This window comes from Psychrobacter submarinus (genome assembly GCF_904846685.1).
GTDB lineage: Bacteria > Pseudomonadota > Gammaproteobacteria > Pseudomonadales > Moraxellaceae > Psychrobacter > Psychrobacter submarinus.
On record NZ_CAJHBQ010000002.1, the window covers coordinates 616,869 to 632,564 of the forward strand.

At 43.9% G+C, this 15,696-nt stretch carries 19 protein-coding genes, 1 tRNA gene and 1 pseudogene; 7 read left to right on the plus strand and 14 right to left on the minus strand.

The annotated features are described in order from the left end of the window. The first annotated feature begins 19 nt into the window (after positions 1-19). Complete coding sequence (locus JMY03_RS08785) at positions 20-838, plus strand: PaaX family transcriptional regulator C-terminal domain-containing protein (protein WP_201559533.1); 819 nt, start codon at positions 20-22, stop codon at positions 836-838. A 57-nt stretch (positions 839-895) separates the two neighbouring features. Here the strand turns inward: JMY03_RS08785 and JMY03_RS08790 are convergent, their stop codons facing one another. From JMY03_RS08790 to JMY03_RS08810, 5 genes are all read right to left on the minus strand, one after another. Beyond that, on the minus strand, positions 896-2,263 hold the full coding sequence (locus JMY03_RS08790) for an MBL fold metallo-hydrolase (protein WP_201603034.1): 1,368 nt from the start codon (positions 2,261-2,263) through the stop codon (positions 896-898). A gap of 177 nt (positions 2,264-2,440) precedes the next feature. After that, on the minus strand, positions 2,441-3,850 hold the full coding sequence (locus JMY03_RS08795; RefSeq protein WP_201603036.1) for a Na+/H+ antiporter NhaC family protein: 1,410 nt from the start codon (positions 3,848-3,850) through the stop codon (positions 2,441-2,443). Between the two features lie 269 nt (positions 3,851-4,119). Beyond that, complete coding sequence (locus JMY03_RS13435) at positions 4,120-4,284, minus strand: chlorhexidine efflux transporter (RefSeq protein ID WP_201603037.1); 165 nt, start codon at positions 4,282-4,284, stop codon at positions 4,120-4,122. A gap of 6 nt (positions 4,285-4,290) precedes the next feature. After that, entirely contained in the window at positions 4,291-4,545 is a 255-nt protein-coding gene (locus JMY03_RS13305) for a chlorhexidine efflux transporter (RefSeq protein ID WP_201603038.1), read from the minus strand. Between the two features lie 67 nt (positions 4,546-4,612). Then, positions 4,613-5,149 carry a cytochrome b gene (locus tag JMY03_RS08810; RefSeq protein ID WP_201603039.1) on the minus strand — a complete coding sequence of 179 codons (537 nt, stop codon included), beginning with the start codon at positions 5,147-5,149 and terminating at the stop codon, positions 4,613-4,615. Between the two features lie 496 nt (positions 5,150-5,645). On the opposite strand from JMY03_RS08810, the gene JMY03_RS08815 reads away from it, so the two are divergent. Next, complete coding sequence (locus JMY03_RS08815; RefSeq protein WP_201603040.1) at positions 5,646-6,299, plus strand: DsbA family oxidoreductase; 654 nt, start codon at positions 5,646-5,648, stop codon at positions 6,297-6,299. A 96-nt stretch (positions 6,300-6,395) separates the two neighbouring features. Here JMY03_RS08815 and JMY03_RS08820 read toward each other — a convergent pair whose 3' ends face one another. The 3 genes from JMY03_RS08820 to JMY03_RS08830 form a co-directional block, all read right to left on the minus strand. Beyond that, positions 6,396-6,662, minus strand: a complete 267-nt coding sequence (locus JMY03_RS08820) for a DUF4031 domain-containing protein (RefSeq protein WP_201559546.1) — start codon at positions 6,660-6,662, stop codon at positions 6,396-6,398. Positions 6,663-6,720: 58 nt separating this feature from the next. After that, a complete protein-coding gene (locus JMY03_RS08825) occupies positions 6,721-8,379 on the minus strand; it encodes an alpha-keto acid decarboxylase family protein (RefSeq protein WP_201603307.1) in 1,659 nt (552 codons plus the stop codon). A gap of 171 nt (positions 8,380-8,550) precedes the next feature. Beyond that, positions 8,551-9,105 (minus strand): hypothetical protein, encoded by a 555-nt coding sequence (locus JMY03_RS08830; RefSeq protein ID WP_025646833.1) that lies wholly within the window; start codon positions 9,103-9,105, stop codon positions 8,551-8,553. Positions 9,106-9,481: 376 nt separating this feature from the next. On the opposite strand from JMY03_RS08830, the gene JMY03_RS08835 reads away from it, so the two are divergent. Then, positions 9,482-9,556, plus strand: a tRNA-Gly gene (locus JMY03_RS08835). A 471-nt stretch (positions 9,557-10,027) separates the two neighbouring features. Here the strand turns inward: JMY03_RS08835 and JMY03_RS08840 are convergent. Then, the gene (locus JMY03_RS08840) at positions 10,028-10,264 is read right to left on the minus strand and encodes a helix-turn-helix domain-containing protein (protein ID WP_201559540.1); all 237 of its coding nucleotides are present in this window, start codon (positions 10,262-10,264) and stop codon (positions 10,028-10,030) included. A gap of 122 nt (positions 10,265-10,386) precedes the next feature. Between JMY03_RS08840 and JMY03_RS08845 the strand changes: the two genes are divergently transcribed. From JMY03_RS08845 to JMY03_RS08860, 4 genes are read left to right on the plus strand one after another with little or no spacing between them, the layout of a single operon-like run. After that, a complete protein-coding gene (locus tag JMY03_RS08845; protein ID WP_021815097.1) occupies positions 10,387-10,602 on the plus strand; it encodes a hypothetical protein in 216 nt (71 codons plus the stop codon). A gap of 26 nt (positions 10,603-10,628) precedes the next feature. Further along, the gene (locus tag JMY03_RS08850) at positions 10,629-11,879 is read left to right on the plus strand and encodes an Arm DNA-binding domain-containing protein (RefSeq protein ID WP_201603041.1); all 1,251 of its coding nucleotides are present in this window, start codon (positions 10,629-10,631) and stop codon (positions 11,877-11,879) included. Further along, a complete protein-coding gene (locus JMY03_RS08855) occupies positions 11,876-12,166 on the plus strand; it encodes a hypothetical protein (RefSeq protein WP_201603042.1) in 291 nt (96 codons plus the stop codon). The genes JMY03_RS08850 and JMY03_RS08855 overlap by 4 nt, the downstream gene beginning before the upstream one ends. Positions 12,167-12,176: 10 nt before the next feature. Next, positions 12,177-12,494 carry a hypothetical protein gene (locus JMY03_RS08860; protein ID WP_201603043.1) on the plus strand — a complete coding sequence of 106 codons (318 nt, stop codon included), beginning with the start codon at positions 12,177-12,179 and terminating at the stop codon, positions 12,492-12,494. A 107-nt stretch (positions 12,495-12,601) separates the two neighbouring features. Here the strand turns inward: JMY03_RS08860 and JMY03_RS08865 are convergent, their stop codons facing one another. The 5 genes and pseudogenes from JMY03_RS08865 to JMY03_RS08885 form a co-directional block, all read right to left on the minus strand. Continuing rightward, the gene (locus JMY03_RS08865; protein WP_192993525.1) at positions 12,602-12,880 is read right to left on the minus strand and encodes a peptidylprolyl isomerase; all 279 of its coding nucleotides are present in this window, start codon (positions 12,878-12,880) and stop codon (positions 12,602-12,604) included. A gap of 145 nt (positions 12,881-13,025) precedes the next feature. After that, positions 13,026-13,610 (minus strand): YqiA/YcfP family alpha/beta fold hydrolase, encoded by a 585-nt coding sequence (locus JMY03_RS08870; protein ID WP_201603046.1) that lies wholly within the window; start codon positions 13,608-13,610, stop codon positions 13,026-13,028. Between the two features lie 11 nt (positions 13,611-13,621). Continuing rightward, on the minus strand, positions 13,622-14,506 hold the full coding sequence (locus tag JMY03_RS08875) for a hypothetical protein (RefSeq protein ID WP_201603047.1): 885 nt from the start codon (positions 14,504-14,506) through the stop codon (positions 13,622-13,624). Positions 14,507-14,831: 325 nt separating this feature from the next. Beyond that, positions 14,832-15,215: pseudogene (locus JMY03_RS08880) on the minus strand (transposase family protein); the annotation flags it as partial. 8 nt (positions 15,216-15,223) lie between these two features. After that, positions 15,224-15,664 carry a transposase family protein gene (locus JMY03_RS08885; RefSeq protein WP_201600943.1) on the minus strand — a complete coding sequence of 147 codons (441 nt, stop codon included), beginning with the start codon at positions 15,662-15,664 and terminating at the stop codon, positions 15,224-15,226. Between the last annotated feature and the right edge of the window lie 32 nt (positions 15,665-15,696).

Genomic DNA, 15,696 nt, shown 5'->3' on the forward strand with positions numbered 1-15,696 from the left:
TCAACCCAGAGTATTACATATGAAATCATATCTTGTCAAAGAATGTAATTACCAATGGCCAGCCGCTCGCCCTCTCATTTTGCGTTTACTGACAGTGGCTGACAAGGAGACGCTGAGCATAGCGGAGATCATTCGTGCAGGCAGGCTGTTTGCGATCAAGGAAAACAATATACGAGTGACTATGGCTCGTTTGACGCAAGCGGAATTGGTAGAGGCGGTGGATGCTGCTGTTTATCGCTTAGGCCCAAAAGCTAAGAAGTTAGGCGCTGACGTTGCCGCTTGGGAGCACGCGGATAAGCGCGTTACAGCATGGGATAGCTCATGGATAGCGGTCACTACCGGCGGGCTGCCGCGTAGCGATCGCAAAATACTGCGCGCCCGTATGAGAGCGCTTTCCTTATTAGGCTTTCGTGAGCTAGATGCTGGGCTTTATATTCGTCCTAATAACTTGAGCGGCGGTGTTGAAGGGATAAGGTCACGGCTATTCGATTTGCAACTAGAGCCTGAAGCTGCAGTGTTTCAAGCCAGCCACTTTGATAAAGATAGACAAAAGAAGTCACTTGGCCTGTGGGCGCAGATGCAACTCGAAGCACACTATAAGAAAGTATCAAATCAGCTGAGCGACTGGCAGAAGACTCAGCATAGTCTCGATAATGAAACGGCGCTGCGTGACGCTTATCTTCTTGGCGATTTTGCTATTCGCAATGTCGTTTTTGATCCTTTATTGCCCGCACCTTTAGTCGAAGAATCAGCCCGGCAGCGCTTTTTTGATACTGTGCGTCAGTTTAATGCAGAAGGCCGCAAGCTTTGGTATGCTTTTTTTACTAAAGTAAATTAGCACATTACTAGTCAATAGGATAGTCCAGCCTACTTAGTTAATATAAGCTCATAAGTATTACTCTTGCTCAGCCTGCCAAGCACTCATTCCGCCAAGATAAATATCGAGATACTTGAAACCTTTGCTTGCTAGCCATCCTGCCGCGACTGTCGCTCGCTGACCACTAGCACACATCAAGGTATAATGCTCCTGTGGGTCAAGATCACGCCAACGCTCGTTCAGATGACCGACATAGATATGCTCAGACTCATCTATCGCAGCTTCGTTTCTCTCATTAACATCTCTGACATCAAGTAATGTCCAAGCCTTGCTAGCTTTAGTATTAGCATGACCTTCAAGACGCGATTTGACTGCCTCGGTCGTTATCATCGGCGTCTGCTCCATACTCTTGCCTTGTTTGGCCGCGGAAATGACACCGACATAACCGCCTACAATATTATCCAAAGCAATTCTCACAAGATGCGTCATCGCCGTCGCTAGCTGTTCCTCATCCGAGGCAATCAGCGCTATGCTCTCGCCCTCAGCGATGAACCAACCTGCAAAAGCAGAAATCATCCCAACAGGTAGACTCATAGAACCCGGTAGATGGCCAGCCGCATAAGCAAGCGGCTCGCGAATATCTATCAGGTGATCGGCTTCAGAGCTGCTGATTTCGTCAAGCGACAAATTGACGGGGCGCATAATGCGCGGCGCGGCATCGCCTCCATCCATGTTAAGGCGTTCCATGAGCTTAAAATAAGGCGGTTGGTAATGATTCTCGTTAATCTTCGCTTGGATAAACTCATCTCGGCTCTCGATTTGTAGCCTTGGGTTATTTAATCTCTCATGGCCGACACTTGAGAACTCACGATCTGCCATACCTGAGCCACAAACCGAACCGGCACCGTGAGCTGGATAGATCATCGCCTGATCGCCTAAGGCTAGGATTTTTTGTAGCGAATCATAAAGCAGACCGGCGACCTCTTCGCGCTTGTCAGGATAAAAATCTGTGCGCCCCACATCACCGACAAATAGCGCATCACCAGTAAATACGCCCACAGCCTTGGTAGGATAAGCGCTATCAAACATCACATAGGCCAGGTGATCAAAGGTATGACCAGGAGTCTCTAGCACTTGTATCTCAAGCTGACCAATCGCAAAACAGTCGCCTTCCCGCGCCGTTTGTGCATAAACGACTTCACGCTCTGGATTAGGCCCGTGATAGACGCTTGCACCAGTAAGCTTTGCTAATATAGGCGCGCCTGAGACTAAGTCTTCGTTACGATGCGTTTCAAATATATGGGTAATCTTAAGCCCAGCGGCTCGTGCTTTTTCGATATAAATAGCGCAGTCGCGACGTGGATCAATCACTGCCGCTTGCCCGTTCGAGCCAAATAGATAGGATAGGTGCGAGAGCCCCGGGGTTTTTATTTTTTCAAACAGCATCGATATCTCCTTAAGCAATATAAATGATAACTACCTTTGAAGATAACACAGGAATTCAATCCTCATCAATATACAATAACATATATTAACATGCTATATATTATGTGACATTGAGGCTAAGTCTTAGTACTAAGCGGTATCTGAGCCCGCCTTGATTAAACCATTTTAGTCTTAGGCTTAAACCGCTTTATTTTTGGGTTCGGTACTTTTGGCAGGACTAATAGTCACGCCGGTGAAGCCAAAGATGAGCGTCAATAATAACGACAGATAACAGAAAAAAGCATACGGCAGATAATCAAGGACAGGCACCCCTAGAGCTTGACTAACAAACACGCCGCAGACGCTCCAAGGCACTAGCGGATTGATAACGGTACCGGCATCCTCAATGGTGCGAGAGAGGTTTTTGGGGTGCAAGTTTAAGCGCTCAAAGGTCGAGCGAAAAGACGTCCCTGAGATTAAAATACTCAAATATTGCTCACCAATCAGTACGTTGATACTCAGCGCCGACATGGCAGCGGTAAATATCGCTCGTCCTGATGAGGTCAAAGACGCTTTGATTCCTGATAATAGCGCCGGCAGCACCCCTAAAGCTGTCAGCAGCCCGCCTAAACTCAGCGCCAATATTACAATCGTTTGGGTAAAGAACATACTTTGTACGCCGCCGCGTGAGAGCATGCCAGCAACCTCACCAAGCGCTAGCGACTCTGCAGGCGCGTAACCGCCAAACAGATAACCGCCAAGCTCCCCAAAGCTTGGTGCGCTATGCCAATAAGTAATCAGTAGCGCCACGCTGATCGTGCTAATAATCGTATAGATAGCATTAACACGAAAGACCGCCAGCCCAACTAAAGCGACAAAAGGCAATACTGCGTAGCTGTGCACTAGGCCGCTCTCAATCAGCTGCGCTTGTAGTAACGTCACTTGGCCCAGATTAGAGCCTGCCGTGTCTCCCGAGAAGAACCAAAACAACAGAACCGTCAATAACCACGCCGGTACGGTGGTGTACATCATATTACGAATGTGCTCGAACAGATCGATACCAACGACTGAGGAGGCAATCGTACAGGTATCAGACAAAGGTGACATCTTATCGCCAAAAAACGCCCCAGATACCACTGCCCCAGCAGCAATAGCGACATTGGCATCAAAAGCATGGCTCATACCAATAAACGCCACTCCTAAAGTCGCCGCAGTCGTTAAGCTACTGCCTAAAGTCACGCCAATAATTGAGGTTAAAACAAAAGCAGAGAGGTAATAAAACTCTGGCGATATCAGCTCAAAGCCATAATACATTAAGGTCGGTATCGCCCCCGACATCATCAAAGCCGCTATCATTAGACCGATAAAAAAGAACAAATAGATTGCACCGATACCACGCATGACACCTGAGGCCATTTGCGCTTGCATATCATCGAAGCTCAATCCTTTAAATAAGCCGATCGCTAATAAGACGCAAATAGCGAGTAGCAAAGATAGATGTGGCACCCAGCCAAACCCTATCATAGTCACGCCCATGATAGCGATGACGATAGCCGCTATCACAAAGGCCAGTTGGGTTGAGATGTGCGTCAATATTTTTGGTGACATTACCTATCCTTGACTAGCTAAACGTATCCGCTAGAAGCTTGCTATGAGGGTTGTGTTAAACAGACAAGTTTAATGAGTTATGACAGCTGGCCAATATCGCTAAAGCCCTTGATGGTATCAGCCAAGCGGCTATTGCCAAGTAATCCAATTAACCGCTCAAGACAAGTTTTTAGTTAATGGTGTCATGACAAAAGGGTTTGCCCAATAAGCAAACCCCTTTTATTTATCATACAACACTCATCGAAAAAACTTAAAACGCTAAGCTCGGCCTAAGCCGCTGCCGTATTAGGTATAGGAAAGACTTGGTCATAGACCCAGTTAAATACAAAGGCATATATAAGATAAAAGGTCGCCATCGCAATATCCATCTTAAACGCTTCCCACAGGCTAATGTTTAGATATATCGCTATAAATGGCAGGAATAGTAACAGCAAACCGCCTTAGAATAAAATGGCATGCAGCACTCTTATTGGCACAATTTTTTGTACCCTACCGCGCAGTTTTAGCATGGCCTTGTCGAATAAGATGTTATAAAAATAGTTCCACACGGTCGCGACAAGAGAGCCTACTAGCGCTATAGCGCCCATCGTATGCAGCTCAAAGCCAAAGACCAAGCTTGCCAATGGCGCAAAGATGAGCAACCCGATAATCTCAAAGCTTAAAGTATGCCGAATACGGTCTTTTTTGGTACGCATAACGATCACTACCCCAAGCAGTATTTAGCAAAACATCAGTCAATCATTATAAACGACGTCATCAGCGCTACCACATACGCTTTATCAGCTTATCCTTTTGGATAAATTGATGGTATAGCGCCGCGCCAATGTGAGCGGCAGTAAAGGCAAGAATCAGCGGCCAAATGATCTCTGTATGCCAATCATTAAAGGTACGCGCCAAACCGCGATCTGGGGTAACGAACACCGGAATTTCGAACAAGCCAAACATATCAACGGCTCGGCCGCCATAAACAGACATCAACAGCCCGACTGCCGGCATCGCTATCAGTAGCGCATAAAGTGCAAAGTGGGTGAACTTAGCAATGATATGTTGCCATTTTGGCATTGGCACGGCAGGTGGTGCTTTTGTGAATATTCGACTAATCACTCGAGCCAGCATCCAAAACAATAAACTTAACCCAAACGCTTTATGCAAACCGACATAAAACGAGTCATCAGTATTGTCATAAAGAAACATCAGCGCCCATGTCACTAATAATAGCAGTGCGCTTATCCAATGAAAAACACGGCTGATCATGGGCCATTTGTTTAGCGGCGCTACCCTAGGTTGAACTTGATTCATATGTCACCTTTAAATAAAAAAGCATTACTTTTTAGCCAAATATAACTGCTCTATTTAGCTTTTTTGTGCTTACAGTCTGTTGCCAATAACGAAATACTTGTGAGCTAAATACTTATGAGTTAAATACTAGGGGCTATCCTAGCGGCTCGATAATAAAACCTTACAAATAGTAGCGCTTATGATAGCAAATCTGCGTGCAAATGACTGCTATTGGCTCGTTTCGCTACCATTTAATAGCGTTCAGCAGTGAACAGTCCGTCAAAGGTTTTATACTACAGGCATATAAAGTAGATGATCTTAATATAGTCAATCAATATTAAAAGTGGTACAAGGCAGACGAGTGCAAGTACTACAGTAGTAGGCTAAACGAGTCTAACGCTGTAACACTTTAATAGTGGTTCGACTATAAGTATAAACCGGCAGTCTTGAAAACGAGTCGTATCGTTCGCAGTTATATAGTCAGCAATTAATAAAGTAAAAAATATAAGGATAACTGATGAATACTACTAATAAGCCTCTTCGAATCGATATTGTCTCAGACGTGGTCTGCCCTTGGTGCGTGGTCGGCTATAAACAACTAGCAGAAGCCCTAAAGCAGACTGATACCGACTATGAAATTCATTGGCATCCGTTTGAGCTGAACCCTAACATGCCAAGTGAGGGACAAAATATGCGTGAGCATATCATAGAAAAATACGGCTCAACTCCGCAAGAGTCAGACGCTAGCCGCGCTAGAATCACAGAAGCGGGCGCTGAGGTCGGCTTTGACTTTAACTTCACTGACGAGCTGCGTATGCATAATACTTTTAATCTGCATCAGTTACTGCATTGGGCACAAACGCAAGGAAAAATGCATGAGCTAAAGCAAGCACTGTTTACCGCGCACTTCACCGATGGGCGTAATCTTTCTGATGATGAGGTGCTCGCTGATATAGCGGCAGAGACTGGTCTTAATCGCGTAGAAGCGCTAGCGGTACTAGTAGATCAGCGCTTTGCGCCTGATGTGCGCGAGATAGAGCAGCATTGGCAGCGCCAAGGGGTGCAAGGCGTACCCGCTATTGTCTTCAACGAGCGGCATCTGGTCAGTGGCGCGCAAGGGGTTGAGAATTTTACTAGTATCCTTAAGCAATTAGCGGATATGCCAGACTAGTGGCTTTAGATACCGTTAAGATATGAGTCTTAAAAACCTGCTTTTTTCTCACTATTATGCTGAGAATAAAGCAGGTTTTTTTGAATAAAAAAGCCATTAAGCTTGGTTTAACTCAAGCTTTAGCTTCTTGGCGGCATCGATAATTTGTTTTCTTGTGGCTTTGATAGCACCATTAGCCAAAGCAGCCTCGCGCATCTGCACGGTGATATCATAATGCGGATAGCTAGCATTGCGATGAAAGAGGCGCGGATCAACCTCGATGAGCGTAGCAAACTCATGCAGCTCTTGTAGACTATCGGCTAGCATATGGCACCACTGATAACCTCTAAACTCAATCTTCACAAAATCTACATAAACCGCCAATCTCATAGCTCCTTACTTAATACAACCTCGCGATATAACCTCAGTAGCGAAGCTATATTTACTTCAATGCGGCACTGACTTTGGCTAGCATTGGCGGTATATCATGCTTATCTGTCATGACTTCGAGCATAATAAGCTTATCAGTAGTCGCCATTGCCGTGTTCAGTGCTTCTTTAAGCTCGCCTGCGGTAGTCGCTTTCAGTGATAAGCTATTATCTGCATTACCGCCGAATGTTTTCGGTATCAGCTGCCAGTCACAGGTAGGAATATCATTATAACGAGCATTTTCGCCATGAATCGCGCGCTCGACGGTATAACCGCTATTATTAATGAGTACGATAATAGGGTTAGTGCGCTGCTGCAGCATTATTGCTATCTCTTGAATCGTGAGCAGTGCTGAACCATCACCGATGAGCAGTACACTACGCTTGTTTTTTGAAGCGACACTAGCGCCTAAGCTGGCCGGTAGCGTATAACCAATCGAGCCCCATAAAGGCTGACCATAAAAAGTCACCCCTTCTGGCAAGCGCACTTCGCTAATACCAAAATAAGACGTTCCTTGATCAGCAAATACCACATTACCCGATTGTAAATGCTGAGCTACGATATGCCACAAGTCATCTTGACGAATCGCCTCATCATCGCCGCCTTGTTGCTCAAAGGCATGCACCTCTGCGCTGAGAGGTTTTGGCGTAATCTCAATTCCAGAAGTCATGACATCATGCAAGGCTTGCAGTGAGTCTTTGAGCGCGATGGGTGCAAAGTTTTGGCCGCCGATACTAGCTCGCTCATAATGCAAATCGACCACTACCTCATCATCGATGTCTTGGCTGAACCCAGCAGTGGTCGTGTCAGTAAACTGCACGCCAATCTTGATCAGGCACTCACAGTTCTCTACCGCGTCTTTCACCACCGGCCGTGAAGCGTCGCCTGCATAAGTCCCCGCCCAGCGCTCGTCTTGCTCATCAAGCAAGGTCTTGCCCCAGGATAGCGTAGTATAAGGCACCTCAGTATCTGCAATTAAAGCTTTAAGCTCATTTTGCAGACCCAAGCGATGTACCATTAAATCAGCGATAATCGTAATGGTCTTATTAGGTAAGAAGTCAATTAGGGACGCTTTAAAAGCTTCTAGCGCCGCTTGACTAGTCATGTCCTCTTGACTGTCATCGAGTTTAGTCGTCGGCGGATAAATAGGCAAAGCGGCGACATCAGGCGATAACATCAAGTAGCCCGGGCGATGCTTCTTGAGTACCATACGTATCACCCGATCAATCTCAGAAGCGGCATTCTCAGGCGTAATCTGAGCGCGAGCGACAGTGACCGGTTCAACCATTTTTATAAATTGGTTAAAAGTGCCATCTCCCAACGAATGATGCAGTCGGCGCTTGTCATGTTGCTGCTGCATAGTCGGTGTGCCTACGATTTGCAATACTGGCGCATACTCTGCAAAGGAGCCGGCGGTCGCATTGATAGCCGATAACTCCCCTACTCCAAAAGTTGTGACCAGTGCGGCAAACCCACGCTCTCGCGCATAACCATCAGCGGTGTAGCCGGCATTAAGCTCATTGGTATTACCTACCCAGCAAAGCTGATCAGAGTCAATAATATTATCAAGATAAGCTAGATTATAATCGCCTGGCACCCCGAAGACTTCGGTGGCACCGGCCTCAGCAATACGCTCAAATAGATAGTCAACGATAGTGTAAGGTTCAGTCATGGTATTAGTTGTCATTGTTATAGTCCTTTACAGGTATTGATAGCAGTTTTAATGAAGTAAACTTATTTTTAACGGTTTCTTTTTTATTATCCCAACAAGCTATCATACTAGTGTCGCTACTGGCGCTTGGTTTTACAAAATTAGAACCTATGTTGTTTTATACCAAACTCACTATACACAGTCTCCCTTTTGCCACTTACCCGCCATATCACCCCTTGCACACTGGAGTTGTTCGCCATACTGGACAAAATTCCAAGTGGCATTTGATTTATCATCCTCTTCAAGCTTAAAACTCACCCGATATCTATGGCCGCTGATACTATCATCCATCAAGCCTGTTTTTTGCATGATGACAACTGCCGTAGTGGGCTGTTCAGTGTTAGGGTAATAAAATACTTGCGCTAAATCATAGTCCTCATGCACGCTTCTCACCGGTAGATTAATCAAGGACAGCTTAGCTAAAGTACAATCGATGATCCCTTCAGCGACAGGACAGGGTGCTACCGCCTCTGAGACACCTCTACCATTAATACGGATACGCTTAAAGTTATCAGGATTGGCAACCAATTCTCGAGTGGCATAATCGGACGTATAGCCACTGCTCGCTTGAATAGTAGTACTAAAGATAAGGGCACTAAACGTTAATACTACAGCTCCTAGATATGTCCATAAATAACTAGCGGGATGGGTATTTGACATTGTGCTTGCAGCAAATAGTAAACGCATGACACTCTCCTTGAGACTATGATCCTTCTGATGACTGATAACTAACGGTTAGGCACTTATAAATTTAAGAATGACTCTATGATAAATATAGCAGAGTTGTAACGACCGTTGAAGGATAGACGTCTGATGTCTATAGGCTGATATCTGTACATGGCAATAGCTAAACGTACCTTAGGGCTAGATATCTCAAATAGCCACTACTACGTACGTATAGTATGATTTAACCATATCGCTTGGCACTGGGCTCTCTGTTATACTAAATATGATGACTCATAAGCGAATATTTGCCACTCTGTCATTTTTTAGTTGACAGGATAAAAAAACCGCGTATAATACGCCTTCATCATCTGATGATAGTTAATCAAACGATGAATCAGCGGGATTAGCTCAGTGGTAGAGCACAACCTTGCCAAGGTTGGGGTCGAGAGTTCGAATCTCTTATCCCGCTCCAGATATTAAGAAAGCCTCACTTCACAGTGAGGCTTTTTTTTGTCCATTTTTCGGGGCTTGCAGAGCATTTCTTCGAATATTTATCTTCTTATAGTTAAGTTTATCTACTCAATTAAAAAGCTCATTTTCGGTGCGGTGCCCATTTGGTGCCCAAACCGTGCCCTGCCCTAAAACTGCGAATACTGAATTGACCCCAACCTATACAATTTATATCATCGAAATTCATGACACCTAACCCAAAAGGTTAAGTGTCATATTGACTCTGAACCCAACTTCGATTTGGCAAAAAATATATTTTTTAGACTCTTTTTTCTTTGCAATATATTTTAGATTTATAATGTTCAAAACTAATCGTCACTCAAAAAAGAAGGCTTTCACTTAAAGATAAAAAGTTATTCAGCTTCATGATCACCCTTCAACTCTAATAAGTTTTTAGCTAGCACTTCCATTAAAAACTATTACGACAGTCAACCTACTCCTCTTCTGGAAAATCGCCTTCGTTTATTTCATCTGGTACGTACTTCAAAATATCTCCTGGCGTGACTTCTAATACATTACATAACTTGCTTAAAGTGTCGAACTCAATTCTAGTTGTATCGTCATTATATATTCTATGCAGCGTTGATTTACTTATATCTGTCATTCTCACTAAATCTGCTACTCGCAATCTTCTTTCTGCTAAAAGAACAGGTAAGTTACATGAAATCACAATAAATTCCTTATTGGTAAGTAAAAAGTACTTGCCAATGACTACTTTTCTGTTAATATAGTACTCGTTGGCAACAACAAAGTGTTTACTGAAAGTTATTTAATACTGACTGGAGAACTATTATGTCACAGACTTACCTCACTACTCAAGAACTAGCAGATCGTATCAAATACGATGCGCGTACTATCCGCAATCAACTCAAAGACACGGTTTTGATTGAGAATATTCACTATATACGTCCTTTCGGCGGTCGCAAAATTCTCTATGTATGGGAGCGTATCGAAGAGGATATGTGTAAGCCGGTTATGAGTGCTATCAATGGTATGGCTTTACAATAAATGTAGCTTGAATAAGGAATCAAATCATGGCTTCAATAAGGGCAAGGCGTGGCAAGCTATTCGTAGATTTTCGATATATGAATATACGTTGCCGTGAGACGACCAATCTCACAGATACTCCAGCTAATCGAAAGAAACTGGCTAAAATCATCGAAAAAATGGAAGCAGAAATCACCCTAGGTGTTTTTGACTATGCAGCTTACTTCCCAAAGAGTGAACGTGCCAAAGAGATGACGGCATTGGCTGATAGAGCAGAGGCTTGTATCAGTCGCAATCCTACCTTTAGGCAGTTCGCTGATATTTGGTATGAAGAGAAGAAGATTGAGTGGCGACCGAGTTATCAAGATAAGGTTCAGACTATCCTTAATAAGTATCTGTTGCCTGAGTTTGGTGGCAAAGCGGTCCATGCCATAAAAAAAACAGACTTGCTGGCTTTCCGTAGCGCCCTCGCCAAAGTTCGCTACGGTAAAGATGCCCAGTCAAGTCTGTCTGTAGCACGGATCAACGAGATCATGGTACCACTACGTATGATACTACAAGAGGCAGCTGATCGCTATGAGTTTCAGATGCCTTATAAAAACATCAAGACGCTCAAGCAATCTCGGCCTGATGTCAATCCCTTTACACTTACTGAATTATGGCTGTTTTTAAGGCATGTTCGCGCTGACTATAAGGCCTATTATACGACTCGGTTCTTCACAGGGATGCGTACTAGTGAGATTGATGGACTGAAATGGGACTGCGTTGATTTTGATCGGCGTGAGATTCGTATTCGCGGTGCATTAGTCAATGGTGAGATGGGTCCGACAAAGACGCTCGTCTCGCAGCGTGAGATTGCTATGTCGCAGTTAGTATATAACGCACTGCAAGATCAAAAGTCTGTCACCTATGGCAAGTCGGAGTTTGTATTTTGCAATTCACAAGGCAATCCTTTGGAATATCGCAATGTGAATCGTCGGATATGGAAACCCACCCTTGCCCTACTCGGTCTTAAGCATCGGCGTGCGTATCAGACTCGGCATACGGCAGCAACGCTTTGGTTGGCTGCTGGTGAGAATCCTGAATGGATAGCTCGGCAAATGGGTCACAGCAGTACAGAGATGTTATTTCGTGTGTATAGCCGCTATGTGCCCGATATTACTCGACAGGATGGCTCTGCAATAGACACTCTACTACTGGCGAGTAAAGAGCGGTTAATAGGAGACTCGAGTCATTCTAAAGCAAAGATGGTAGAACTTATCTCAGACGCTAAAGCAGACAAGGAGACGTCGCAATGAAAATCATCAATTATGACAAGCTATTTGCTGAATTCAAACGAGATGGTGCGATCAGTAAGGATGCCAATCAGATTGCTAATACGCTCATTCGTGAGCTTTGTATTCAATCTGGTAAGGGGTTGGCGCGTTTCTTAGGAGTGAAATCTTGTTTTGATAATCATATGGCACTGCGAGTATGGGTACAGCAGCGCTTGGATGACAATCCTGATTATCTTGTTAATGAGATGTGTCAGCAGCTGCAAAGCGAGTTTTATAGACTTCTACCGCAACCGGTCTATGGCTTTTAAGGAGAACTTTATGAGTGTAAAGCTTCAGCCTAATATGACTCAGAACGCGCGGGACCTCAAAATCTGTAGTGATTACTGGGCGTATGATCATAGAAGTAATTTTATCGGGCATGTGGAAGAAGTTTGTCGAAAGTATGACATCAGTTCTCATATTCTGTTTGATACAGTCGCTCAGTGTTTTGCCTATCTAGATGATGTGCAATGCGTTTATTGTGGCTATATTTGTCCTTTAGAAGTGCCAGCGGACATAGCTATTATGCGAGCAAAAGACAGTTGGTGCTGTGAGGTGTGCGAGCATGCCACTTGGCAAGAGCATAATCATAGATAAATTGTTCAAAATATTAAAGCCAGACGACTGAGGTTGTCTGGCTTTTTTTGTGTGTAGCGTCTATTAATAACCGCTTAAACTTTATGAGCCATCTTTGACTTGAACGCTTAGCTCCTATAAAGCACTTTTACCACATGCCAACCAAATTTGGTTTTGACTAAATGCGGAGTAAACAGCTCGCCGTTGAAGCAGACTTTATCAAATGGTCCTACCATTTGGCCTTTTTTAAATTCGCCTAAGCTGCCGCCTTTTTTACCTGATGGACAGGTTGAGTGTTTCTTAGCCAATACATCGAACTGGACACCCTTTTTCAGCTTAGCGATAATATCCTCCGCCAGCTCCTTGTCTTTTACTAAAATGTGTAATGCGCTAGCGGTGCGAGCCATGACGCTATCCTTTATAAAGTATCGATTATAGAGGCATTATATCACTACTTACGAGTCTAAAAAAAACCCAGACAGCTTAGTTGTCTGGGTTTTCTGACAGTGCGTAACAATGGCTTATTTTGACTACTCAGAGTACGGACTATACTTAGTCTTCCCCATAGTATGTCGCGTCATCCATCCAGACAATAGGATCTTCACACAGATGAACTAAGTGATACCAGATATCACTACTACGGGCAATTCGGTGATGACCGCGCTCAAAGTAATCCACCTCCCAGCTATCGGGTAAATTGACCAGTGTACGTCTAGCAACGGCCACATCTAAGCATTCGTCCTCAATCTCAACCATGACCCGCACCATCTTAGTGTTTGAGGTAGGAAACGATAGCTTCCTATCAGTCAACTCAGGTATACGATCAGCTAAAACCTCACTCGGATAAATACAAGGCGCGATCAATAGCGCGCGTAGATTGTATTTATGCGCGAAGTGATTGGCAAACCAAGCGCCCAGTGAATGCCCTGCCAAGACCACGCGTGGATACTGCTTCAATTTTTCTTGAATAAGTGACTCGTAAATATCGAAAACCTCATTAAAGTTCTCTCGATAATTGACAGTTTGGCAGTATTTAGGCTCACGAGTAATACAAGTGTACTTACTGGTCTCACAGCTTGAGTCAAGACCGTGAAAGAACAATAAAAACGTGTCGTTGTTCTCAATTGGAAACATCATAGCTTTCTCCCTTATTTATTATGTTTATATTCTAACCACAGTCCATAGATGATCTCGGCAACCGCTTTAGGAACTGTAGTATATCCAGCACCAAACGATACATCGTAGACCGCAGTCATCAGCGCCAATACGTCATCTACACTATCAGCATCTTCTGTAATGAGCCGATTGGCAATCTGCTCCGCCTCACTACTATATTCATCCCACATATGATTGTAATAACAGCCCACCATGCCAAAGTCATAACGATAGATCACATCTGTAATAGCGACCATAAAACTCGCGCGCGTGCGATCATAGTGGTCAGACCACCTTTGGTATAACTGCTGACGTATGGGCAGTACTGGCGGTAGGATAGGACGATCTTTGGGATCATTTCGTTTATCAATACTTACAACTCCTGAAGGTTTAGTGCCATCCTCCCACAGCAAAGAATAGAAGGACGGAAACATTCCCTTTTCACACGCACTAAAACGCCAAACGCCCCACATCGCTTTGCTAGCACGACTCATGGTATAAACAATGATTTGGTTGAGATAATCACTATCATAAATGATGTGCTGACGATCGATTCTCACGCCTTGCTTCGGCAAAACATCAGTATAAGTAAGAGACTTATCACATTCACTTGGCTCGACAGCAATAACACTCTCAGTGCAATCTGGGCTCCTCTTCATCAGCTCATAAGGCGCGACAAAGCTTAATGTTTCATCGCTATTATTAACAAAGTAAATGTCCTCTTCATAGTCATTGACGGGCTCATTATGAAGATAAAACAGCGGGGTCTTTTGCTTAGTCTGTAAATCATTTTGAATTAATTTAGAAGGTTGTGACGTATCTGACCAAGATATGTTGTCTATCCGTTTTGGTCCGAAAGTACTCTTAACGTCTGTCATAACGTCTCCTTGTTTTTAGTATTATTAGTCGTAGCATTTAAATTTTTATTTTTATTATCATCTCAAATTCGACTCAGCCGAGTCTGTCCGCAGCTTTTCAAGCTCCGTTATCAAATATATTTGAGGATATAGTTTTTAACGATTGAGTTATCTTGTCAGTCGGACGAGACAGAATGTTTCACCATCGTTTTAATGAGGTCTATTGTTTAGTATTATTTTTGGTATTTGACAGTAATAGCAGAGTTATATGGTGAGACATTGCGCCTCGGGGGTTAACTCTATTTATGCTTTATTTATCTCCAGCTCAATAGACCTCTTGCAAAAGTCATAGTCTAAGCTCGGAATTAATGATACCAGCAAACAGCTTCATTCTAAGATCATAGCGCTGACGACGGTTGCGATATTTATGAGCCACGATTTTAAACAACTTGATTAAGCCTATTTTGTGCTCAACCACAATACGGAACTTTGCCAGATAGTGATTGGCCTGTTTGCATATCTCCAGTAACTGACCACCACGTGGCTTTTTAAAAGGGGTGAAGGTTTGCTTATGTAGCTTTGCTATACCTTGATAGCCACTATCTGCTAGTAATTTAGCATTGTCAGGAAGCCAATCAGGACAAGTATCTTTATAGAGCTTAAAATCGTGGATTGACCCTTTGCAGGTTTGCACATCAAGTATCAAGCCGGTTTGCCAATGGACGATAACCTGCGCTTTTAAGGTGTGTTGTTTTTTCTTGCCGCTGTAGTAGTCGCTTTGGTTTTTTTTGGACGCTCAATAGGGGTTTCGGTGGCATCGACGATGACGACTGACCAATTGATGTCCTCATCGACACGACTAGGCAGCTTTTTAGGCAATTCAAACTTGCCAGAGTCAATCAGTGTGTCTTCTACTTTACGAATGATACGGCTAGCAGAAGACTCATGAATACCAAAGTCCATACTGATATGATAAAGCGTGCGGTATTCACGCCAATAAGTCAGGGCTAGTAGTATCTGCTCCTTAAGACTGAGCACACTTGGTCTGCCTGATTTGGTCTTAGATGCTTCATGCTCTTGCATGGCATCAAGCATCTCATAAAAGGTGGCTTTATGAATGCCAGTGTAGCGTTTAAAACCAGCGTTACTTTGTTTGAGTAGCTTATTTATGTTTGGCATATCTATTAAGTAAGTAGAGTTCAATAATATAC